Source organism: Staphylococcus sp. GDY8P126P, assembly GCF_017891965.1.
In the GTDB taxonomy this organism is placed as follows: Bacteria; Bacillota; Bacilli; order Staphylococcales; family Staphylococcaceae; genus Staphylococcus; species Staphylococcus saprophyticus.
Map to the genome: position 1 here is coordinate 500,109 of NZ_JAESKG010000003.1, position 23,484 is coordinate 523,592.

At 36.1% G+C, this 23,484-nt stretch carries 18 protein-coding genes and 1 other annotated feature; of the genes, 7 read left to right on the plus strand and 11 right to left on the minus strand.

Going from position 1 to position 23,484, the window contains the following annotated elements; genetic code table 11:
* Positions 1-16 precede the first annotated feature (16 nt).
* The 11 genes from sat to KA893_RS07715 all read right to left on the minus strand — a co-directional run bounded on the left by sat (position 17) and on the right by KA893_RS07715 (position 12,314).
* A complete protein-coding gene (gene sat, locus KA893_RS07665; protein WP_011303993.1) occupies positions 17-1,195 on the minus strand; it encodes a sulfate adenylyltransferase in 1,179 nt (392 codons plus the stop codon).
* A gap of 15 nt (positions 1,196-1,210) precedes the next feature.
* The gene (locus tag KA893_RS07670; protein ID WP_037539163.1) at positions 1,211-2,122 is read right to left on the minus strand and encodes a sulfite exporter TauE/SafE family protein; all 912 of its coding nucleotides are present in this window, start codon (positions 2,120-2,122) and stop codon (positions 1,211-1,213) included.
* A gap of 20 nt (positions 2,123-2,142) precedes the next feature.
* Positions 2,143-2,754: an NAD(P)-binding protein gene (locus KA893_RS07675; RefSeq protein WP_037539164.1), complete on the minus strand. Its 612-nt coding sequence runs from the start codon at positions 2,752-2,754 to the stop codon at positions 2,143-2,145.
* A 25-nt stretch (positions 2,755-2,779) separates the two neighbouring features.
* Complete coding sequence (locus tag KA893_RS07680) at positions 2,780-3,520, minus strand: sirohydrochlorin chelatase (RefSeq protein ID WP_041080308.1); 741 nt, start codon at positions 3,518-3,520, stop codon at positions 2,780-2,782.
* Between the two features lie 46 nt (positions 3,521-3,566).
* Positions 3,567-4,340: a uroporphyrinogen-III C-methyltransferase gene (cobA, locus tag KA893_RS07685; protein WP_002484340.1), complete on the minus strand. Its 774-nt coding sequence runs from the start codon at positions 4,338-4,340 to the stop codon at positions 3,567-3,569.
* A gap of 22 nt (positions 4,341-4,362) precedes the next feature.
* Positions 4,363-6,072: an NADPH-dependent assimilatory sulfite reductase hemoprotein subunit gene (locus KA893_RS07690; protein ID WP_210125664.1), complete on the minus strand. Its 1,710-nt coding sequence runs from the start codon at positions 6,070-6,072 to the stop codon at positions 4,363-4,365.
* A gap of 15 nt (positions 6,073-6,087) precedes the next feature.
* Positions 6,088-7,917: an assimilatory sulfite reductase (NADPH) flavoprotein subunit gene (locus KA893_RS07695; RefSeq protein ID WP_069822145.1), complete on the minus strand. Its 1,830-nt coding sequence runs from the start codon at positions 7,915-7,917 to the stop codon at positions 6,088-6,090.
* A 178-nt stretch (positions 7,918-8,095) separates the two neighbouring features.
* Positions 8,096-8,824 carry a phosphoadenylyl-sulfate reductase gene (locus KA893_RS07700; protein WP_069822144.1) on the minus strand — a complete coding sequence of 243 codons (729 nt, stop codon included), beginning with the start codon at positions 8,822-8,824 and terminating at the stop codon, positions 8,096-8,098.
* 439 nt (positions 8,825-9,263) lie between these two features.
* On the minus strand, positions 9,264-10,409 hold the full coding sequence (locus KA893_RS07705; protein ID WP_075340086.1) for a globin domain-containing protein: 1,146 nt from the start codon (positions 10,407-10,409) through the stop codon (positions 9,264-9,266).
* A 279-nt stretch (positions 10,410-10,688) separates the two neighbouring features.
* A complete protein-coding gene (locus KA893_RS07710) occupies positions 10,689-11,444 on the minus strand; it encodes an HAD hydrolase family protein (RefSeq protein WP_002484345.1) in 756 nt (251 codons plus the stop codon).
* A 21-nt stretch (positions 11,445-11,465) separates the two neighbouring features.
* Positions 11,466-12,314 (minus strand): ParB/RepB/Spo0J family partition protein, encoded by an 849-nt coding sequence (locus KA893_RS07715; RefSeq protein WP_002484346.1) that lies wholly within the window; start codon positions 12,312-12,314, stop codon positions 11,466-11,468.
* Between the two features lie 182 nt (positions 12,315-12,496).
* Positions 12,497-12,866 (plus strand) — a binding site (T-box leader).
* Positions 12,867-12,928: 62 nt separating this feature from the next.
* Here KA893_RS07715 and KA893_RS07720 point away from each other — a divergent pair.
* The 7 genes from KA893_RS07720 (at position 12,929) to KA893_RS07750 (ending at position 23,330) form a co-directional block, all read left to right on the plus strand.
* The gene (locus KA893_RS07720; protein WP_069826050.1) at positions 12,929-14,032 is read left to right on the plus strand and encodes a PLP-dependent transferase; all 1,104 of its coding nucleotides are present in this window, start codon (positions 12,929-12,931) and stop codon (positions 14,030-14,032) included.
* Entirely contained in the window at positions 14,029-15,204 is a 1,176-nt protein-coding gene (gene metC, locus KA893_RS07725) for a cystathionine beta-lyase MetC (protein WP_069826049.1), read from the plus strand. The genes KA893_RS07720 and metC overlap by 4 nt, the downstream gene beginning before the upstream one ends.
* A complete protein-coding gene (locus tag KA893_RS07730; protein WP_210125666.1) occupies positions 15,158-16,999 on the plus strand; it encodes a bifunctional homocysteine S-methyltransferase/methylenetetrahydrofolate reductase in 1,842 nt (613 codons plus the stop codon). The genes metC and KA893_RS07730 overlap by 47 nt, the downstream gene beginning before the upstream one ends.
* Positions 16,993-19,239 carry a 5-methyltetrahydropteroyltriglutamate--homocysteine S-methyltransferase gene (gene metE, locus KA893_RS07735; RefSeq protein WP_194440941.1) on the plus strand — a complete coding sequence of 749 codons (2,247 nt, stop codon included), beginning with the start codon at positions 16,993-16,995 and terminating at the stop codon, positions 19,237-19,239. Before KA893_RS07730 ends, metE begins: the two co-directional genes overlap by 7 nt.
* A gap of 24 nt (positions 19,240-19,263) precedes the next feature.
* Positions 19,264-20,004 (plus strand): cyclase family protein, encoded by a 741-nt coding sequence (locus KA893_RS07740; protein WP_011304005.1) that lies wholly within the window; start codon positions 19,264-19,266, stop codon positions 20,002-20,004.
* A gap of 332 nt (positions 20,005-20,336) precedes the next feature.
* Positions 20,337-22,214 (plus strand): assimilatory sulfite reductase (NADPH) flavoprotein subunit, encoded by a 1,878-nt coding sequence (locus KA893_RS07745; RefSeq protein ID WP_069822141.1) that lies wholly within the window; start codon positions 20,337-20,339, stop codon positions 22,212-22,214.
* Positions 22,215-22,262: 48 nt separating this feature from the next.
* A complete protein-coding gene (locus KA893_RS07750; RefSeq protein ID WP_069822140.1) occupies positions 22,263-23,330 on the plus strand; it encodes a WD40/YVTN/BNR-like repeat-containing protein in 1,068 nt (355 codons plus the stop codon).
* Positions 23,331-23,484: the final 154 nt, after the last annotated feature.

Consider the following 23,484-nt stretch of genomic DNA (forward strand, 5'->3'; position numbering starts at 1 on the left):
TCAAACTCCTTTGATCTTATTTTTCTTGTAATCCTTTGATAAGTACATCCGCTACCTCTGGTCTTGAAAAAGCTTTCGGCAAGGACTCTCCGTTTTTTAATTTTTCACGAACTTTCGTGCCACTCAAATGTAAATGTTCTGAAGCATCGTGTGGACATGTTTTGGCTGTTGCCATATTTTCACAAACATTGCAGTAAAAAGCATGTTCAAATTTCAAAATTTGTATGCCCAATTCATCTTCATATTGTGCGATGAGTGTTTGCGCATCGTAAGTTCCATAATAATCACCGACACCCGCGTGATCACGTCCTACAATAAAATGCGTGCAACCATAATTTTTTCGTACTGTGGCATGTAATATCGCTTCACGTGGACCTGCATAACGCATCGCAGCTGGATAAATAACTAATCTCGTTCTATTTTCCGGGTAATAATTTTTTAATATCACTTCATAACTTTCCATGCGAACGGCTGCAGGAATATCATCTGATTTTGTTTCACCTACTAAAGGATTCAGTAATAAACCATCTACAGATTCTAAAGCTGCTTTTTGAATATATTCATGTGCACGGTGTACAGGATTACGCGTTTGAAACCCAACAACCGTTTTCCAATTTAAGTCATAAAACAATTGTCTCGTCTCAGATGGGTCCAAATGATAATCGACAAATTCATCATGTTTCGGTCGATCTACTAGGTGAATGGGTCCAGCAAGATAGACACTGCCTTTTTCATATACCTTCAATACACCTGGATGTTCAATATCCGTAGTACCATAAACGAATGCTGCTTCTTTCTCCTTGTCATAGGTATATTTTTCCTCAAGTTCAAGCACACCATATAAATGATTATCTTCACCATATAACGCAATGCTTTCACCAATTTCAAGCTCATTTGCTTTATCTTCCGTAACCGGCAACGTAATCGGTATACTCCACACTAGACCGTTTTTCAAATGGAGATTTTCGACGACTTCATTATAATCCGCTTCATTCATAAAACCTGTAAGTGGACTAAAACCACCAATGCCAATCAGTTCTAAATCTGATAAACTCCAAGGGTTCAGTGTAATGGCTGGCATGGAATGCGATACTTCCAACATTGTTTCCTTAAGCTCAGCGTTAACTTCTCTATTAATTAATGTACCACCATGTGGTTGAATCGTATTTTCAATAATCTCTTTTGTTAATGCCATATTGATTCACTCCTTTTAATCTATCTCATTTGCGTTAACATTCACTTTCTTTTTAGAAAAATCTATGGGTAGCTTTTTATTTTGATATAAAGCGAAAATAATTAAGCCTATCCAAAGCAGTATGACTGCAATTTTTATCACTATGGAAGTTGTTGCATTTAATTGAAAAACACTAATTAGTGAACTGCTATTTGTAAAAATAATCAGCCCACCAACACAGACTGCTAATATATTCATCGGCAAAATTTTAACTAACCATGCTGCAAAAGGTGCAGCAATCAAACCACCAATACTTAGCGCAATCACTAACCCCCAGTTAATCTGGCTCCATCCCAAGAAGATAATGAAACTGATGGATGCTGAAATAGTGACAAAAAATTCACTTGCAGATACTGTACCTATGGCATATCTCGGTTCTAGCTTTTTCTGTGCTAATAATAAAGGTGTGTTGACTGGACCCCAGCCGCCACCACCAATGGCATCTAAAAATCCTGCAACTGCACCTTGGGGAATCATGGCGTAACGCCCGATCGTCGAAGGATCTTTAACAACTGTTTGATTACGTTTATATAAAAATTGATATAAAATATAAATGCCCATTGTTAATAGAAATATTGCTATAAAAGGTTTAATCAAGTCACTATGTATATGACTTAAAAACGCTGCGCCAATAAATGATGTAATCGCACCTGGTATTGCTAACTTAATCATGGTAGGTTTATGTACATTTTCAAATTTCAGATGTGAGGTACCAGAAGCAGCCGTTGTTGCAATTTCTGAAAAATGTATTGTCGCGGATGCAATTGCTGGTGCGATACCAAATGTGAGTAATATTGATGATGATGAAGCACCAAAACCCATACCTAGTGATCCATCAATGAGCTGAGCAAGGAATCCTGCAAGTGCAAAGATAAATAATTTATGCATTTGTCGTGCCCCTTCCGACTTTAGTTTAGTGATTCAAGTTTCTTTATCATTTTGATTTGTTTATTTTTATCTCTATAGGATGGATCTAACACATGTTTCAAAAAATCTTGTTTTTCTTGTGTCGTTAAATTACTTCGTTTGATACGCTGTCTGCATTCATATAAAAAATCCACATACGCTTCATAACTGAGATCGAAGCGCGCTTTAAACTCTTCTAAAATTTGTGCAGTGAGCGTTGGACTTGCACCATTTGTAGAAATACTCAGCGTTAATCGGCCTCTTCTTAATATGCTTGGAAATACAACATCACCAGCATGTGCTTTAGTCGTCATGTTTAGTAATGCGTGTTGCGGTTTAGAAGCAGCGATTTGTTGATTTACGCGATTATCATTCGTGGCAGCAATGATTAAATCTGCTTCCGCGATATCAGTTACTTCAAATGATTTAGCACACCAACTCATCTCACCCTGTTCGTAGCGATGATATAGTGCAACCGTAAGCGAAGGACTAATGACTTTAATATGGGTTGTATAGTTAACTAATGTGCCAATACGACGTTCAGCAACCTGTCCACCGCCCACAATCACGACGCGTTTATTAGAAATATCTATCATAAGTGGTATGAATGGCATACCATCACTTCCTTGTTAAAATGAATTACTGTGTCACATATTCAAAAGTCTCTTCAACACGTGCTTTCAATGCATCTTGTAAATGTTGATGTTTACCCAATCGTTTACACAATATAATCTCTTTATCATTTTGATATTCTGTAACCGTATCAATGATTTGTTGATCTAAAATACCTGTAAACCATAAATAAGGCACAATATATATTTGGGAACATTCCGTTTGTACTGCGCTGTGTAGTGCATCTTTGAATGCAGGCTTACAAGCTGCTAAGTAGCAAGTCTCGATATCTTCAATTTCAGTTTGTTCATACAACTGTGTCTTGATTGTAGAAATATCTTTTTGTGTTTGGGGATTATAGCTGCCTCTACCGATAATGAGCACTTTTGCATCCGAATTAGGCGTCACGCCAGATTCTTCAATTCTCTGCTTTAATATCTCAGTCAGTCTCGGTTGTACGCCTAACGGTCTGCCATAGGACACATGTACATTAGGGTATCTTTGCTGACTATGTTCAATTTCTGCTGGAATATCTTTGTAGTAATGCCCTGCACTTAATAACAACACTGGCACGACTGAAATCTCTGTCGCACCTTTATCTACTAGACGCTGAAATCCTTGTGCCAAATTCGGGCTGGTTAATTCTAAAAAACATGTTTCCTGTAATGGCACATTGACCTGCGCTTTGACTAAATCAATAAAGTCTGTCGCTTCGTTCACTGCATCTGGAACCCTACTACCATGACTCACATATAAGACACCTCGCATAGTTACCCCTCCTTATTTATAGCGATAAACTCACCTGTTTTACTTTCTATTGATATGTTAATTTCGCTACTGCTGATTCAACAGGCATTTCTTCAAACCAACTAATACGTTCTCTTAGTTTGACTACTTCTCCGACAACAATCATCGCTGGATTTTCAATATCCTTTGCTACTTCGACGATGTTTGACAATGTGCCTACCACAGTTTTTTGAAATTCAGATGTTCCCAGATGAATTAAAGCGACAGGTGTCTCAGATGAACGACCATGTTTCATCAATAATTCACTAATTTCAGGTAATTTTTTAACACCCATATAAATACATAACGTTTCCGGTCCAAGTGCAAGATGTTTCCAGTAACTTTCTTTATCTATGTTTTTATTAATCACACCTGTTACAAACGCAACAGATGAACTATAGTCACGATGTGTCACTGGAATACCTGCATATGCTGGTGCTGCAACACCTGAAGTGATGCCAGGAACGATTTCGAATGGTATATGATGTTCGGCTAATATTTCTGCTTCTTCTCCACCTCTACCAAAGATAAATGGATCTCCACCCTTTAATCTTGTGATGGTTTGTCCTTTCTTTGCTAGATTGACGAGTAATTTATTCGTATCTTCTTGTGGTAATGAATGACGATTCGGATCTTTCCCACAATACATAAATTTCGCTGAAGGCGATGCATGATTTAACAACGCCTTGTTCACCAATCGGTCATATAAGATGACATCTGCTTGTTCAATTGCTTTTAACCCTTTAACTGTAATTAGATCAGGGTCTCCAGGCCCTGCGCCTACTAAAAATACTTTCCCCATCCTGTCACCACTTTCTCAATTTTTAACTATGGAATGTTTGCCCATCTCTGACTTCTTCAACGATGCCAGCACGTACAACGAAATCACCAAAATGTTCGCCTTCTGTTCTTTCTTTTGCATACTGTAATAAAATAGGTCTTAAACTTTCTAAAATTTCTGCTTCACCGATATTTTCTTTGTAGATTTTGTTTAATCTATCACCTATAAAGCCACCGCCTAAATACATATTGTATTTACCTGGGCCTTTTCCAATAAATGCAACTTCTGCTAACGCTGGTCTTGCACAGCCATTTGGACAACCTGTCATTCTGATCGTAATTTCTTCTTCTTTTAGACCTGCTTCATCAAGTAAATCTTCAATCTTCGTAATCAACGATGGTAAATATCTCTCTGACTCTGCCATCGCCAGTCCGCATGTTGGGAAAGCAACACAAGCCATAGAATTACGTCTTAAACCTGTATAATATTGACCATCTGTAATACCAAAATCTGTGATAATTTTTTCAATTTCATTCTTTTTATGTGCAGCTACATTCGCAATCACAAGGTTTTGATTCGGTGTTAACCTAAAATCACCTGTGTGAACTTCTGCAATCGTTCTTAATGCTGTTTTTAATTTATAATCTTCCGTATCTTTTACACGTCCGTTTTGAACAAAGAGTGTATAGTGCCATTTACCACTACCTTCAGTCCACCCATAGCGATCACCATTATGTTCAAAATGATAAGGACGCTTGTTTTCTAATTGCCAACCTAAGCGATTGTTGATTTCATTTCTAATCCAATCAACGCCAAGTCTATCTACTGTATATTTAAAGCGTGCATTCGTACGGTCTTCACGATTACCATAATCTCTTTGAACCGTTAAAATCTTTTCACATACATCGACGACTTCTTCCTTAGGAATGTAACCAATCAATCTGCCAACTTGTGGATAGGTTGCTGTATTACCATGTTTCATACCCATACCGCCACCTACAGCGACATTAAAGCCAACAAGTTGTTCATTTTCTAAAATAGCGATTAATCCAATATCTTGAGAATAAACATCTATATCATTGGACGGGGGTACTGCGATACCAATCTTAAATTTACGCGGAAGATATGTTTTGCCATAAATTGGCTCTGGTTCTTCATCGCTGGTATCTAAGACTTTTTCTCCGTCTAACCAAATCTCATGATAGGCTTGCGTTTTCGGTGATAAATGTCTACTAATATCACTAGCAATTTGATTGATTTCACTGTGCACATCGGATTGATATGGATTAGGGTTACACATAACGTTACGATTCACATCACCACAAGCCGCAAGTGTATCTAATAAGGACTGGTTAATATCTTTCATCGTTTGTTTTAAATTGCGTTTTAAAATACCGTGAAATTGAAATGCCTGTCTTGTAGTTAGTTTGATTGTGCCGTTCGCATATGTATTAGCAATATCATCCATTGCTATCCATTGCTCTGCTGTTGATGCACCTCCTGGCGCACGCACTCTAATCATGAAGCTATACGCAGGTTCTAGCTTTTGTCTTCTACGTTCATCACGTATATCTCTATCATCTTGCATGTAACTACCATGGAATTTTAAAAGTTTTGTATCTTCTTCTGCGATAGCGCCTGTTACTCTATCTGCCAAACCTTGAACAATCGATCCTCGAAGATAATCACTATGTGCTTTGATACGTTCCATTTCATCCAGTTTGTCTGAAAAATTGACTTTTGTTTCAGCCATGTAATCATTCCTTTCTTAGTAAACATCTCTTTGGTAACGTTTTTCTTGTTTCATTTGAGTAAGATAAGCTTCTGCATCTGCTTCTGACATGTCACCTTCTTGCTCTATAACACTACGAATGGTGTCATGCACATCTTTTGCCATGTGTTTTTCATCACCACAAACATATATTGCTGCACCATCTTGTAGCCATTCATAAAATAGCTCACTTTGTTGGGCAATACGATGCTGAACATAAATTTTTTCTTCTGTATCTCGTGAAAAAGCGAGATCCAGTTTAGCTAATGTTTCATCTTTCAGCCATGCCTGCCATTCTGTTTGATATAAAAAGTCTGTAGTAAAATGTTGTTCTCCGAAAAACAACCACGTATTGCCAGATAACCCAAGCTCTTCACGTTCTTGCATATAAGATCTAAATGGTGCTACGCCTGTGCCTGGCCCTATCATAATGACTGGCGTTTCTTCATCAAATGGAAACTTAAAGTTTGGATTTTTTTTAAGGTAAATCGGTAATGTGTCTCCAGGTTGAATCCGTTCTGCTAGTTGGACAGAGCACACACCTTTACGCGTGCGTTCGTGCGCTTCATATCTAACGGCGCCAACGGTTATATGCACTTCATCTGGTGTGGCCTCATAACTACTAGCGATAGAATATTCTCTTGCTGGCAATTTCCTTAGTAATTTATAAAATGTTTCTGGCTTCAGTTCTGAAGTTGGAAATTCTGTTAATAAATCTATGACATCGCGACCATCAACATATTGTTGTATCCATTCTGCATTGTCTATTTGACTAAGTAACTCCGTATTGCCAAATAACTCCGCTGCTTTTTGAAGTAATGGTTTTGTCAGCTTAGTAATCTCAAAGTGTTCAGTTAACGCTTTTTCCAATGGCAATGTATCGCCATCATCATTGATTGGAATTTCAATATCTTTATCCCAACCCAGTGTCTCAATCAGTAGTGTCACAATTTCTGGTTCATTTTGAGGTAAGACTACCACGCAGTCTCCAGGTTCAAATGATTCACCGTAATTATCTAATAGCAATTCAACATGTCTAACTTCTTTGTTAGAACCTCGACCATTCAAATTGATATTCTCTAATACTTCGGCTTGGTAGGGATTCGATTTTGAGTAACGTTTTTCTTTGGCAGATTGTACTGTTTCGGTAGAAGTCGGCGTTGAACCATGACCTGTAGATTGATTTAGAATTTCAATATTCTTATTCATCCACTTTTCAGCTAAATCATCAAAATCTAAATCACAATCTTGTCTATCCGCAAGGCGTTCAGCACCTAATTCTAATAATTTTGCATCGAAGTCTTTACCTGTTTGGCAGAAATACTCGTATGACTCGTCTCCTAATGCAAGCACGGAGAACCTTACATTTTCTAATTTTGGTGCCTTACGACTATGTATAAATTCATGAAATGTAAGTGCGTTGTCTGGCGGATCACCTTCACCATGCGTGGCAGTAATGACAAATAAATCCTCTACTTTTTTAAATTCCTTTTGTTTAATTTCGTCCATCGCCGTTAACTTTACAGTGTAATTATGTTCGACCAGTCGATCTGCAAATATTTCAGCTAAACTTTGTGCATTACCTGTTTCTGAACCATAAACCACGGTAATGTGACGATCGTTGTTATTTTGGCTTTCGGATTCATTATTTAAAACATATTCTGCCACCTGTTGTGGCGCCTCAGTTGTTTGTGCTACAGACCCTTGTTGCGCTGTAAGGTAACCGGTTAACCATATTTGCTGTTCAGCAGTTAACGTCTGAAAAATTTGATTTAACTGTGCTGCTTGTTCTTGGTCAAAAGGACTATTTGATACTGATAAATTCACAATGCGTTCACCCCGATATTTATTTGATAAATTATAATTATTGTCTAAGTAGGTTTAATCAATTTTATTTCTTGCCATATCAACGATATAGCAATCGAATTTTATATCTTCCACAACATTCATTACATTTCCGATACGAATACTAGGTTATTAGTGTAAAAAAAAGAATCTACTTAATTTATGGTTTATTCGTCGTATGTAGACCACATTCCGTCTTAGTAGAATTCGTCCATCTACCTGCTCTTGAATCACCATTACCAGAAACGGCCTCAGTACATGGAATACAACCAATACTTGGAAAATTGAAATCATGTAGTTCGTTATAATGTAAATCATGCGTTTTAATATAATCCCACACATCATCCCAAGTCCAATGAATCAGAGGACACACTTTTACTGATTTGAATCGTTCATCTTTATTAATAAAATTAGTTGCCTGTCGACTCGGTGATTGTTCTCTTCTTAAACCTGAAACCCAAGCTGTCGCCCCAGATAATACTTCTTCAAGCGGTTTAATTTTACGAATATAACAACATTGATTTGGATCTTGTTTCCATAAAGCTGGCGCAACTTGATCCGCTTGTTCTTCTAAAGTAAGACTCGGTTGTTTAAGCTTAATGTTTAATTCCGGATAACGTGCTTTAACACGGTCTATCAAATCGTATGTCTCTTGAAAGTGGAGGTTCGTATCTAAAAATACAATTTCCGCATCTTTCTTCACACTAGAAATTAAATCAATTAAAATCATGCCTTCTGCACCGAAACTACATGAATAAATAATAGAATCACCATATACATCGTAAGCCCATCTAATCACTTCACGTGCACCTTTAGTTTCATCAGTGATATCCAGTGTTTCAAAAGCGTGTGGATTGAAATCATCATACGTAATTTTTGTTTCTGACATTAACGGGTCACCCCTTTTCTTCTAATGTACGCTTACTTAAATTCAAGTTATACTTCGTTTTTTGAATTATTTGAAAATAATTATGCTACACACTTTACTCATTGAAATTTTTTATGTCAAGTTTGTGTTTATTAAAATAAATATATTAATTTTTTGACAAAATACACCTTTGAAACCGCTTTAAAAAGCGAAGTTAAAACGTTTTATAATAATTATTTTCACAAAATAGTCATAATAATCTAGTTACTTTCAAATCGCCCTAAAGCCTATGGTTATCATGTTTTAAATTTTTTTTAAAAATTTTTTAAATTTTAATAATAATTCTAATCTAGAAACAAAAAGCGCAGGTATATAACATCAAATTAAATATTTGATGTTATATACCTGCGTTGCAAAAATGATTAAATCTCTAATACCTTAAATCTTTAATCCTTTTATATTATACTGAAAAACTGAGTCTTGGTATAAATGTTTCAAAATGAACATGATTCATAGAAATACCTAATGTTTGTAATTCAGCAATCATTGCTTTTAAGAATGAGTTACCGCCACACACATAGATCTCCGTCTCATTGTCCACATATTGACGCAGTTGTTCTGATTCGATAAAACCATCTTCATCACGAAAATGAATATCAAACTGGGCATGGTCTGATTGATTTGCAATTGTAGTTAATTTTTCTTCAAAAGCAACATTTTGTGCGTTAGATGTTGATTGTAAGAAAATAGCTGGTGTACCTATGTTAACGGCTTCATTAAACATTGAGACAAGCGGTGTAACCCCTACACCTGAACCCAAAAATAATTGTTTGTTTTCTGTATTTTCTAATTTAAATCCACCTACTGGTGCAGATATATTTAAAATGTCACCTTCAGTTACTTCATCGTGTAACACAGTAGAAACTTCACCTTCGTGCGCTTCAGTAACATCTCTTCTTACACCAAATGTTAAGTAACTTTCATCTCCATCAACAATGGAATAGTGTCTTTTTGCACGATAAGGTAATTTTTCACTAGAAATATCTACAGTTATATATTGTCCTGGTATAAATTGACTTAAATCAATGCGATTTGATGTGACAGTAAATGATTTAATAAGTTCTGTCTCCTCAGTGATATTTGTAACTTCAAATGGTTTAAAACCTTCCCATGCCATTTGTTTATAAATATCTTTTTCTAAGCCAATAAAGGCATCAGCGATAGCTCCATAAGCTTTTATCCATGTTTGAATAATAGGATCATTATTTTCTAAACCTGTCACTTCTTGGATTGCCCAAATTAAATTTTCTCCAACAATATCATAATGTTCCGGTTGCACTTGTAAAGCACAATGTTTATAAACTACAGGCATTATTGCTGGTACGATAGGTGTTAAATCTTCAATGTTTTCCGCTGCTGCCAGTACTGCCATAGCAAGTGCTGATGATTGCAGTCCCTTTTTTTGATTTGTTTGGTTAAATACATTTTTTAATTCTGGATGCACTTCAAATAACCTTTTATAGAAAATTTCCGTAATAGTTTGTCCTTTTTCTTTAAGTAATGGCACTGTATCTCTAATTGTTTGAATTTCTCTTTCTGTTAACATATTATACCTCCTAATTACTTCTCACCACTATTATTGTACGAAATAATATAACTTACAATCATTAACAATTAATCCAAACATTTTCTAAATGCATAGTTCACAAAATGTTAACTAATTAAAAAAATATAAATTCAAATTCTTTGGTATGTATTGATTTGCTCACATTTTATAAATTGAAATCGTATATTGTATGATCTAAAACTTTAATCCACTATGATTAGTCAACTAAAAACACGCTAAAAAGTCTGTGCTTCACTACTTTTTAGCGTGTTTTTATTCTTATTTTTCACTTAAGTATAAATCTTCTATGACTGTTGCTACGGATTCAGCATTATTTTGAATATACACATCATAAGCCTCAGAGTAGCCTGATGTACTAGTCTCATAAAAAGATTGTTGGGCATGGTTTAATAATTGCGTATCGTTCACATCATTTCCAAAGGCAATATAGTTTTGTGCACCAATCATGTGCTTTAAGGTCGAGTACTTATTAATGTTTTTGGCTGTAATATCTATGCTATGATCCACTTCGTGTATATGGATTGATAACACATTCTCGTAACTTTGAAACCATTGTTTAAGTGCTTTAAATGTTTTTTCTTCAGTCGCGAATAGAATCACCTTAATTGGATGTTGAATATGAGCAACCTTCACATTCTTTGCTAAACCATCTGGATTTAATTGTCTATAAATTGGATGGCTTTCACTTACGTTAGCAGCATAGTCAAAATCTCCATCGATAATATATTTTAAATCATAATCGCTGATTAACTTCACAATCTTTTCAAATAAATCATTCGGGATATAAGCCATGGTTTGAATTTCTCCATCTTTTGAAATTATAGAGCCATTTCCACCAATGAGCCAATGATTACTGTAATCTCTAACAACTGGTAACAAATCACGTATAGGTCGTGCTGACGCAAATATGATATCGTGTTGCCGATTCAATTGCTGTATCACTTGATTTAACCGTGATTCTATAAATTTGCCATTAAAACAAATTGTGCCATCTATATCAAAAACAAATATCATAGTCATACCTCTTTTAAATTTTTATTCGTCATGCTGATATTTAGCATTTAACTGATGAATTAATCGTTTAAATTCATCCTCTGATTTAAATTCAAACGTAATTTGGCCTTTTTTATTTTTAGTGGAAATAGCTACATTTGCACCATATTGCGCTTTAAGTTGACGTTCTTGTTGTCTAATAAACTTTGGTTTTGTTGCCTTTTGTGTAGCCTCTACTTTATCTTTATTATCACTATAATGTGTAGTGACATAATGTTCTAATTCTCTTACACTCCATGCCTCACGGGAAGCTTGTTTGGCAATTTGTTGCATTTTTTGTTTGTCCTTAACACTTAGTAATGTGCGGCCATGAGCGCTTGATAACGCACCATCTCTCACCATATTTGAAACAGTCTGTGGCAAGTTTAATAAACGCAACATATTCGCAATGTAAGGTCTAGATTTACTTAGACGTTGCGCAACATCTTGCTGCGTTAAATTTAAGTCATCCATCAATTTACGATAACTTTCCGCTTCTTCAATTGCATTTAAATCCTCACGCTGTAAATTTTCAATGATTGCAAGTTCCATCATATCTTCATCCGTAAGTGATTTAACAATCGCAGGTATTTCAGTCAATCCCGCAATTGTTGCAGCACGAAATCGCCTTTCGCCGACAACGATATGATAGCCAGAAATCGTTTTTCTCAAAACGATGGGTTGTAATATGCCGTGAAGTTTAATTGATTTGGCAAGATCATTTAATCGTTCCTCATCAAATGTTTTACGTGGTTGATATGGATTTGCCTTCACGGTAGTCATAGATATTTTTTGAATATTTTCGTTATCTTCTATGGTTAATCGCTCATCTTGATGATTTTCGATTGTCAAACACCTACTTTCTATTTTCTCTAGCTCGTTTAATTTGATTTATTATTAGATGTGCCTATTATATCATCACTCATCTACCAAAGAATATAGGACAAATAATTAGTTTAATCGAAATTTTCAGATAAGTTGTTGACAAAAGTAATTTTAATGTGTAATCTTGGGTATATCAAATTCGAAATAACAGAAACACAGTAACAAGGAAAGTAGAACTTACACTGCTGACACAGAGAGTCTTCGTAACGCTGAAAGAAGATACAGAAAGAAAGTTTGAAAATGGCCTTTGAGTGTTGATGCCAATATGAGGTATCAACGGGCGCGCCCGTTATAGCGCTACAGTATTAACATTTTGTTAAATGGCGTACTGGATTATTCCACACGTTATCTTCTCGTTAATACTCATTTTATTTATAGAATGGGTTTTTTATTTACGAAAAATGATAGCACGATTCAGTCAACGTTACATATACAACAATTTAGCGTACTGGATAAGGTTACTTTAGTGATAATGTAACAAACAAAGGTGGTACCGCGAGCTAAGCTTTCGTCCTTTACATCCGAATTTTCGGGTTTAAAGGACGGGAGCTTTTTTTATTTTTACAAGGAGGTTAACAATTATGAAAAATACTGAACTAGCACAAATCGCATTGTCACATGATCATACAGGGGCCATAGCCAATCCAATTTACTTATCAACAGCATATCAACACCCACATCTCGGTGAGTCAACAGGATATGATTACACACGAACTAAGAACCCAACACGCTCAGCATTTGAGGAGGCATTTGCCAAATTGGAACACGGCACAGCTTCATTTGCAACATCAAGTGGCATGTCTGCTATTCAATTAATATGTAATCTGTTCAAATCTGGTGACGAAATATTGGTATCTTTCGATTTATATGGTGGTACCTTTAGACTTTTCGATTTTTATGAACAACAGTATGGTATCCATTTCAAATATGTTGACTTCCTCAATTATGAAGAAGTGGAACAAAGTATTACAGAACATACTAAAGCATTGTTCATTGAACCAATCTCAAACCCACAAATGATTGAAGTAGATGTAGACCCGTTCTATATCTTAAGCAAAAAATTTAATTTATTGACTATTATAGATAATACATTTTTAACACCATACCTTTCTACGCCATTAGAAGATGGTGCAGATATCGTCTTACATTCAGCTACAAAATATATTGGCGGACATAACGACGTACTTGCTGGTGTGGTAACCGTTAAAGATAATCTACTTGCAGAACAATTAGGACAGTTACACAACATGATTGGTGCTACTTTGTCACCATTCGATAGCTACCTACTCCAACGTGGTTTAAAGACACTCCATTTGAGAATGGATCGTTCAGAATATAATGCGAAATTACTCTCAGAACGATGTAGTGACTTAGAGGCCATCGACAAAGTGCTTTATAGCGGACGTACAGGTATGTTGAGTTTACGTTTAAATAAAGATTATAAAGTGGATAAATTCTTAGAACATTTAAACGTCTGTATTTTTGCAGAAAGTCTTGGCGGTACAGAAACATTTATCACATTTCCATATACACAAACACATGTAGATATGCCAGACGCAGAGAAAGACAAACGGGGCATCGATGAATATTTGATTAGGTTATCCATCGGTATCGAAGACTATGAAGATATCGAACAAGACATTATTCAAGCATTAGAAAAATCTAAACAAGGAGTGATTTCATGAGTTTATCAAAAGAAACTGAAGTAATATTCGATTCACATAGAGGTGTAGATTACGATTCTGCAAATCCTCCTTTATATGATTCTTCAACTTTCCATCAAAAAACGCTTGGCGGCGGTGCACAATATGATTATGCCAGAAGTGGTAATCCAAACCGTGCCTTATTAGAAGAAAAATTAGCTAAATTGGAAGGCGGAAGTCATGCCTTTGCATACGCATCAGGTATCGCAGCCATTTCAGCTGTGTTATTAACTTTAAATGCAGGTGATCATGTCATCTTACCTGATGATGTTTATGGAGGTACGTTTAGATTAACAGAACAAATTCTAACTCGTTTTAATATACAATTTTCAACTATTGATACGACGCATTTAAATGAAATTGAAGAGGCTATTCAAGATAATACTAAACTGATATATATTGAAACACCTTCTAATCCATTGTTTAAAATTACAGACATTAGAGGCGCAGCCGATATTGCTAAAAAACATCATCTCAAACTCGCCGTAGACAATACGTTTATGACACCACTAGGACAATCACCCTTAGCTCTCGGCGCTGATATTGTCGTGCATAGTGCTACCAAATTCTTAAGTGGACATACTGATATTATTGCAGGCGTAGCAATAACAAACGATCAAACGATTGCCGATGAATTATATTTATTACAAAACGGTACAGGTACTGCCCTATCTGCTCAAGATAGTTGGACACTGGCTAAACACTTAAAAACATTACCTGTACGTTTTAATCAATCAGTTGAAAACACTAAAAAACTTTATGAGTATCTAGCACAACGTGATGAAATTGCAGAAGTCTATTACCCAGGAAATAGCGATTTACATTTATCTCAAGCAAGTCATGGCGGTGCTGTATTAGGTTTCCGCTTAAAAGATGAGACAAAGGCGCAAGATTTTGTAGATGCCCTTTCCTTACCTTTAGTTTCCGTCAGCCTAGGTGGTGTTGAAACAATACTTTCACACCCTGCTACGATGTCACATGCAGCTGTACCTAAAGAAGTAAGAGAAGCCAGAAATATCACTTTTGGATTATTTAGATTAAGCGTTGGATTAGAAACTGCAGATGAATTAATCTCTGATCTAAATTATGCATTTAAGGAGGCCTTCAATGAGTCAACTACTCGACAAACTAAAGCACAACATATTAGTAGCTGATGGTGCGATTGGAACCATTCTATATTCAGAAGGTCTAGATACATGCCCAGAAGCCTATAATATTACACATCCAGATAAAGTGGCGCGCATTCATCGTTCTTATATAGACGCTGGTGCCGATATTATTCAAACCAATACGTATGGTGCTAATTTTGAAAAGTTAAAACCTTTTGGTCTTGAGCATAAAGTTAAAGACATTCACTACGCAGCAGTAGAAATTGCTAAACAAGCTGCAAACGACGACACCTTTATTTTAGGCACAGTAGGTGGATTCAGGGGTATCAAACAAGAAGATTTAGAATTATCATCGATTCAATATCATACAGAAATACAAATTGAGACATTAATCGATGCAGGTGTTGATGGCATTCTATTTGAAACATATTACGATTTAGAAGAGCTTACAACCATTATCAAAGCTACTAAACGTAAATATGATATTCCGATTATTGCTCAACTCACGGCTTTAAATACAAACTATTTAAGAAATGGTACTGAAATCAATACAGCCTTGCAACAAGTTGTTAAGAGCGGTGCTGATATTGTTGGACTGAATTGTCATCACGGTCCCCACCATATGCAACAATCGTTTTCACATATTGAACTGCCCGATGGTGCTTATCTATCATGTTATCCAAACGCAAGCTTATTAGATATTGAAAATAGTCAATTTAAATATAGTGATAATGCAGCTTATTTTGGAAAAGTAGCTGAGCAACTCATCAATGAAGGCGTTCGTTTAATTGGCGGCTGTTGTGGCACGACACCTGAGCATATTCAATACATCAAATCATCGGTCTCAGATTTAAAACCGGTAAACCAAAAAAATGTCATTCCTATCGCTAAATATACGGGTCATTCGGAGAAACCAACACAAAAACAAAATCTAACATCAAAGGTTAAACACAGACCTACAATTATCGTTGAACTAGATACACCGAAACATCTTGACACAGACTTATTTTTCAGAAATATCAAAAAACTCGACGATGCCAAGATTGATGCCGTAACCTTAGCTGATAATTCGTTAGCCACAGTAAGAATCAGTAATGTTGCCGCAGCGAGTATCATTAAACAACAATATGACATCGAACCTTTAGTCCATATCACTTGTCGTGATCGCAATTTGATTGGCTTACAATCACATTTACTTGGCCTATCACTCTTAGGTATTAATGAAATTTTGACCATTACAGGTGACCCTTCAAAGATTGGGCACCTTCCAGGCGCAACCAATGTATACGATGTGAATTCTAAAGGGTTAACTGAAATTGCTTTACGCTTCAACCAAGGTATTAACACAGACGGTGATGCGCTGAAGACGCAGACGAACTTCAACATCGCAGGGGCATTTGATCCAAATGTAAGAAAATTAGACGGGGCTGTACGACGGTTAGAGAAAAAATTAGAAAGTGGTACCCACTACTTTATAACCCAACCGGTCTATAGCAAAGAGAAAATTAAAGAAGTCTATGAAGCAACCAAACATTTAGATGTGCCATTGTTTATTGGCATTATGCCTGTCACTAGTTATAACGACGCATTATTTTTACACAATGAAGTACCAGGCATTAAATTGTCAGAAGCCATTCTCGAACAATTTGAAGCTGTTAAAGATGATAGAGCAAAAACAAAATCATTGAGCATTGAATTATCAAAAGCATTGATCGACACAGTGCATGAATATTTTAATGGCTTGTATTTAATTACACCATTCCAAAAGGTCGATTATACACTGGAACTTGCAAATTATTCAAAATCAATTACTTCAACTAAACAGGAGGCAATATTATGACAATTCAAACATCAAACTTAGGTTTTCCGAGATTAGGTAGAAAGAGAGAATGGAAAAAAGCCATCGAGGGCTACTGGGCAAATAAATATGATTTAGAAACATTACATCAACAATTAACAGATTTGCACAAAGAGAATTTATTACTACAAAAAAATTATAATTTATCTAGTATTCCGGTTGGCGATTTTTCTTTATATGACCATATTCTTGATACATCATTACTTTTCAATATCATTCCTGAACGTTTCCAAGGTAGAGATATCGATGATGACTTACTATTTGATATTGCCAGAGGTAACAAAGAACATGTTGCAAGTGCCTTAATTAAATGGTTCAACACAAATTATCATTATATTGTACCTGAATGGGACAATGCTGAACCAAAATTAAATAAAAATGTATTATTAGAACGCTTTAACTATGCAAAATCATTAAACGTCAACGCACACCCTGTGATCGTTGGTCCAATTACGTTTGTTAAGTTATCTAAAGGTGGCGACCAATCATTTGAAGAAAAAGTACAAACATTATTTCCATTATATAAAGAAGTCTTACAATCACTCGTTGATGCAGGCGCAGAGTATATTCAAATTGATGAACCTGCACTTGTTACGGACGATAGCGCAGATTACGAAGACATCACAAAAACGGCATATAATTATTTTTCTGAAGCAAACTTAGGTGATTACCTAGTCGTTCAAACTTACTTTGAACGCGTAAACTTATCATTCTTAAACAGCCTACCAATCAGAGGTATCGGTCTAGATTTCGTACACGACCACGGCTTTAATCTTAAACAAATTGAAGACGGCCAATTTGATCGTACGAAGACACTCTATGCAGGTATTATTGATGGTCGTAATGTATGGGCTGCTGATATAGAAGCTAAAAAAGAGCTTATCGAAACATTACAAAATTATACAGATGACCTTGTCATTCAACCTTCATCTTCATTATTACACGTTCCAGTATCACTTGATGATGAAACACTTGATACTTCTATTGCAGAAGGATTAAGTTTTGCTACTGAAAAACTAGATGAACTCGATGCGTTAAAACGTTTATTCAACAACGACGATGATCAAAAATACAATGAATTGAAAGCCCGCTATGAACGCTTTCAAAACCAATCATTTAAAAATCTTGAATACGACTTTGATAGCGTCAGAACTTCTAGACAATCAGCATTTAAAGAACGTAAAAAAGCACAAGACGCACGCCTAAATTTACCTGATTTACCAACAACTACGATCGGTTCATTCCCACAATCTCAAGAAGTACGTAAATACCGTGCTGATTGGAAAAATAACCGTATCACTGATGAAGCATATAAAACATTTCTAAAAAATGAAATTGCACGTTGGATAAAAATTCAAGAAGATATCGGTTTAGATGTTCTGGTACATGGTGAATTTGAACGTAACGACATGGTAGAGTTCTTTGGTGAAAAACTTCAAGGTTTCCTAGTTACAAAATATGGCTGGGTACAATCATACGGTTCACGTGCGGTTAAACCACCTGTTATTTATGGTGATGTTAAATGGACAGAGCCACTTACTGTCAAAGAAACATTATACGCACAAAGTTTAACTGATAAACCAGTTAAAGGTATGCTTACTGGTCCTGTCACTATTTTAAACTGGTCATTTGAACGTGTTGACTTACCACGTGAAGAGGTTCAAGACCAAATTGCATTAGCAATTAATGAAGAAGTATTAGCGCTTGAAAGTGAAGGTATTCAGATCATACAAGTTGATGAGCCAGCATTAAGAGAAGGCTTACCACTTCGTTCAGAATACCATGCAGACTATCTAGATAAAGCCGTTCGTTCATTCAAACTCTCAACATCTTCAGTCGCTGATGAAACACAAATTCACACGCATATGTGCTATTCTCAATTCGGTCAAATTATTCATGCAATCTATGATTTAGATGCGGATGTTATTTCTATTGAAACTTCTCGTAGCCATGGTGATTTGATTCAAGATTTTGAAGATATTACTTATGATTTAGGTATTGGTTTAGGTGTATACGATATTCACAGTCCAAGAATTCCAACTGAATCAGAAATTACAGCTGCAATTAACAGAGCATTACAAGAAATAGATCGTTCATTATTCTGGGTAAATCCAGATTGCGGTTTGAAGACGCGTAAAGAAGATGAAGTTAAAGAAGCCTTAAGTGTGTTAGTTAATTCTGTCGATAAATTACGTAAATCAACAAATCCAGCAACTGTTTAAAATTAACTTAAATAGGTGATGCGTATGAGTTATCCTTTATGGAAGCAATTAGAAGAATTAAAATCAGCAACGTGGGTCGATTTGACCCACACTTTTGATGAAACCATACCGTGTTTTAGCGAATTTGAACGGGCACAAGTGTCGACACTATTCAATGTCGCAGACGACGGATTCTATGTTCAAAATTGGAATGTTGTGAGTCAGTATGGTACCCATATTGATGCACCGATTCATTTTGTGGAACATACGCGCTATTTACATGAATTAAATTTAAAAGAACTTGCCCTACCACTCGTTGTTTTAGATTTTTCACAAAGCGTTAAAGCAAATTCGGATTTCATCTTAACGCGTCGACACATTGAACAATGGGAAGCTGATAACGGCCCTATTGAGCAAGGCACCTTTGTTGCATTTAGAAGTGATTGGTCTAAACGTTGGCCCAACATTGAAGCTTTCGAGAATAAAGATGATGCTGGTGCGCTCCATTTACCTGGATGGGGACTAGACGCATTAAAGTATTTATTTGAAGAGCGCCATGTGAAAGCCATCGGTCATGAAACTTTTGATACCGATGCCTCTATCGATGTCGCAAAAAACGGTGACATTATTGGTGAGCGTTATGTATTAGGTCAAGATACTTTCCAAGTAGAACTACTGACAAATCTTGATCAACTCCCAAGTCGAGGGGCAATTATTTACACAATCAGTCCTAAGCCTAAAGATGCGCCAGGTTTCCCTGTACGCGCATTTGCTATAAAACCTTAAACAAATATTCGCATATGACAACATCGTATTTCGTTTATTACTATTAAAACCTAGCCATTATATTAAAAATTAAGAACTTGAGCACTTCTTAATTTACGATTCTCCTTTAAAATATATAACATGCCCGCATCATTATCGATATGATGTGGGCATATTTAAGTTTACTGGATATATGAGCTGTATAGGTCATTAGTTTGATTTTCAAATAAATGATAATTCCTATCATTTAAAATGATTCAATCAATGTTATAATTCAATAAAATTCAATATAGTTTATCATAGGGCAAATGCACCTATTTTCTATATAAATATAATCAATAGAGGTGACATCCGTGCAACTGAACCAAACCAACACCCCTTTTAATGAGGAACAATTGGCACTTATCAATCAACTACTACCTATGTTAACACCTGAACAACAACATTGGTTAAGTGGTTATCTACTCAATCCAGCAACAACTTCAGTGTCAGATAACAAAACGGACATACAAGAAAATGAGGCTGGTATTACCGAAACTGAAACTAGCACTTCTACTGACCAGTCCGTGTCAGAACCTGTATCAGCTTCAACAGAACCACTAGACGTGCATGTACTATATGGTACTGAAACTGGTAATGCTGAAGAAATTGCTGAAACATTTGAAACAAAACTCAAATCCCAGAACTTAAATGTCCATCTCTGGGATATGGATGATTTTCCGAGAGATTCATTACCTGAGGTTGAACACCTTTTTATTATTTGTTCAACACAAGGCGTTGGCGAACCACCTATCAATGCGTTAGATTTATATGATTACCTTCACGGTGATGATGCGCCACAATTAGATCAAGTCAACTTTGCGGTACTAGCACTTGGTGACCAAGATTTTCCTGATTTTTGCCAAGCTGGTAAAGACTTTGATCATATCTTAGGTCAACTCGGTGCGAATAGAGTGGCAGATAGAGTGGATTGCGACTTTGATTATGAAGAGACAGCTGAACAATGGATTACCAATATGCTTGAGCTATTAACACAAGCCTCATCCAATACAAATGAAGAGACGCCTAGCGTTGAAAATGAGGACGTCACAATAGAAGAACCTCAAGCACCTTATTCAAAATCTAATCCTTTTCAAGCAGAAGTACTGAAAAATACCATTCTTACACAACCAGAAGCTTCTCGAGAAGTAAGACACCTTGAAATATCACTTGAAGGTTATCGTGAGGCCTATGAACCCGGTGATAGCTTAGTCGTTATCCCACAAAACGATCCTGTACTCGTGAACCAACTCATCGATGCACTTAATTGGGATGCTGAAACACCTATTCAAATGAACGACAGTGATTCAATGCGTTCGCTTAAAGAGGCTTTAACACATGATTTTGAAATTGCAAAATTAACGCCTGTGCTGATGAAAAATGCTGCAGAATTATTAGGTAATCCCATGTTAAATGCTAATATTCAAAAATCGGAATGGGTCCAAAACTATATTTACGGTAAAGATGTCATTGATTTAATTAGAGATTTTACGCCTGTTGCGCTTGAACCCAACATGCTACCACAACTGTTAAGAAAATTACCGCCACGAGAATATTCAATTGCAAGTAGTAACAAGGTAAATCCTAATAGTGTACACATTACTGTACGTGTTGTGAAATACGAAGCACATCGTCGTGAACGCTTTGGTGTTTGTTCTGTCCAATTAGCAGATCGTACGTCTGTTGGGGATAAGCTACCTGTATACTTGAAAAAGAATCCAAATTTCAAATTTCCATATGACACAGAAACACCTGTCATCATGATTGGTGCAGGTACAGGCATTGCGCCTTATCGTGCTTATCTTCAAGAAAGAGCCTATCTCAATCTTAAAGGTGAGCAATGGTTGATTTTTGGCAATCAAAATTATCATCATGATTTCCTTTATAAAGATGATTTGGAACAATGGCTCGAAGAAGGTGTATTAAGCAAATTAGACTTAGCCTTCTCAAGAGAAACTGAAAATAAAATTTACGTCCAACACCGCATCGAAGAAAATAGTGCTGAATTCTATAAATGGATTCAGGCAGGTGCCACAATTTACCTGTGCGGTAATAAAGATGAGATGGCAAGCGGTGTACACGAATCATTAATTAAAGTACTCATCAAAGAAGGTAACATGGATGAAACTGAAGCCGAAGCCTATTTGACAGAAATGATTAAAAATCAACGTTACCAACGTGATGTATATTAAGTACGTCACAAATAGACTTCAAAAAATGATAAAAAAGGGGCTAATCTGATGAGTCAATTCATAGCAACATATGCAAATACACTATTATTAGTTAAACAAGTTAATGGTCGTTTTCATATAGAAAAGAAACTAGAAGGAATGAACCCCATCGCCATCGCTCAGGATCCATTCAATCCTGACATATTATATTGTGGCACGTTTGATCGCGGTTTGTGGAAAAGCGTGGACAAAGGCGATTCATGGTTACCTATTGGCACACGCTTTACGTATAATAGTCCTTTTAAAAAGCAAGACATTCCTATGACATCCATTACTGCAGTCTCAGTCATAGATACAGGTAACAATACTGGTGCGGTATTAGTAGGTACAGAACCAAGTGCACTCTTTATTTCCTATGATCAAGGTGACTCATTTGAATTACTGACAGATTTCGCACATATTCCTGGAAAAGAACAATGGTTTTTCCCTCCAAGACCGCACACACATCACGTTAAATGGTTAGATAACAATCATCGCTCGCCCAATATCATTTCTCTTACAATTGAGGCTGGTGGTTTGATTCAATCTACAGATTCTGGACAACATTGGGAAGTACCGCAAACGGATCATGCGCCTATCGATATTCACGTACTCAAAAGTCATGACGAACATCCCAACAAATTATATGGCGTTCTCGGAGATGCCTTTTTAAATGGTGGTAGAGATACCTTTATTGAAAGTGATGACTACGGTAAAACATGGACAACATTTATAGATGGCATTGAGCATAGATATGGTTATGGCTTGGCAATCAATTCAAATAATGCTGAGAATATCGTCATCTCAACATCAAATTCGCCAATGAATGCCCATAGTTATGGAAGTCATACATTTTCAACCATTTATGCCATTGATAAATCACAAGATAATGCCTGGATTGAAGCAACTGAAGGCTTACCTTCCACAAATGGCACGCTTATCTCCGCTGTCACTGAAAGAGATGGTATCTTTTATATTGCGAATAATAAAGGTATCTTCTCTTCCGACAATGGTGGTAAAAGTTGGCATCCTTTGAACATAACATGGCCAAATGAATTAACAGAGCAACATGTTTATCAATTGATCACTTTAGACTAAGTAATGTTAGTATAGATGATATAAGTAAACACCCAAAAGATTGTATGATAAATTCAATCTTTTGGGTGTTTTTATTCACACGTTTTCACCCTTAATCGCGCCACTTAGCTTCATATAGAAGCCACTTGGCTGTTCTATATAGTATTACAATCAA

Excerpts from the sequence above, each read along its gene's own strand:
- sat (WP_011303993.1), bottom strand. The coding sequence starts at position 1,195 with ATGGCATTAACAAAAGAGATTATTGAAAATACGATTCAACCACATGGT.
- KA893_RS07670 (WP_037539163.1), bottom strand. The coding sequence starts at position 2,122 with ATGCATAAATTATTTATCTTTGCACTTGCAGGATTCCTTGCTCAGCTC.
- KA893_RS07675 (WP_037539164.1), bottom strand. The coding sequence starts at position 2,754 with ATGCCATTCATACCACTTATGATAGATATTTCTAATAAACGCGTCGTG.
- KA893_RS07680 (WP_041080308.1), bottom strand. The coding sequence starts at position 3,520 with ATGCGAGGTGTCTTATATGTGAGTCATGGTAGTAGGGTTCCAGATGCA.
- cobA (WP_002484340.1), bottom strand. The coding sequence starts at position 4,340 with ATGGGGAAAGTATTTTTAGTAGGCGCAGGGCCTGGAGACCCTGATCTA.
- KA893_RS07690 (WP_210125664.1), bottom strand. The coding sequence starts at position 6,072 with ATGGCTGAAACAAAAGTCAATTTTTCAGACAAACTGGATGAAATGGAA.
- KA893_RS07700 (WP_069822144.1), bottom strand. The coding sequence starts at position 8,824 with ATGTCAGAAACAAAAATTACGTATGATGATTTCAATCCACACGCTTTT.
- KA893_RS07705 (WP_075340086.1), bottom strand. The coding sequence starts at position 10,409 with ATGTTAACAGAAAGAGAAATTCAAACAATTAGAGATACAGTGCCATTA.
- KA893_RS07710 (WP_002484345.1), bottom strand. The coding sequence starts at position 11,444 with ATGATATTTGTTTTTGATATAGATGGCACAATTTGTTTTAATGGCAAA.
- KA893_RS07720 (WP_069826050.1), top strand. The coding sequence starts at position 12,929 with ATGAAAAATACTGAACTAGCACAAATCGCATTGTCACATGATCATACA.
- metC (WP_069826049.1), top strand. The coding sequence starts at position 14,029 with ATGAGTTTATCAAAAGAAACTGAAGTAATATTCGATTCACATAGAGGT.
- KA893_RS07730 (WP_210125666.1), top strand. The coding sequence starts at position 15,158 with ATGAGTCAACTACTCGACAAACTAAAGCACAACATATTAGTAGCTGAT.
- KA893_RS07740 (WP_011304005.1), top strand. The coding sequence starts at position 19,264 with ATGAGTTATCCTTTATGGAAGCAATTAGAAGAATTAAAATCAGCAACG.
- KA893_RS07750 (WP_069822140.1), top strand. The coding sequence starts at position 22,263 with ATGAGTCAATTCATAGCAACATATGCAAATACACTATTATTAGTTAAA.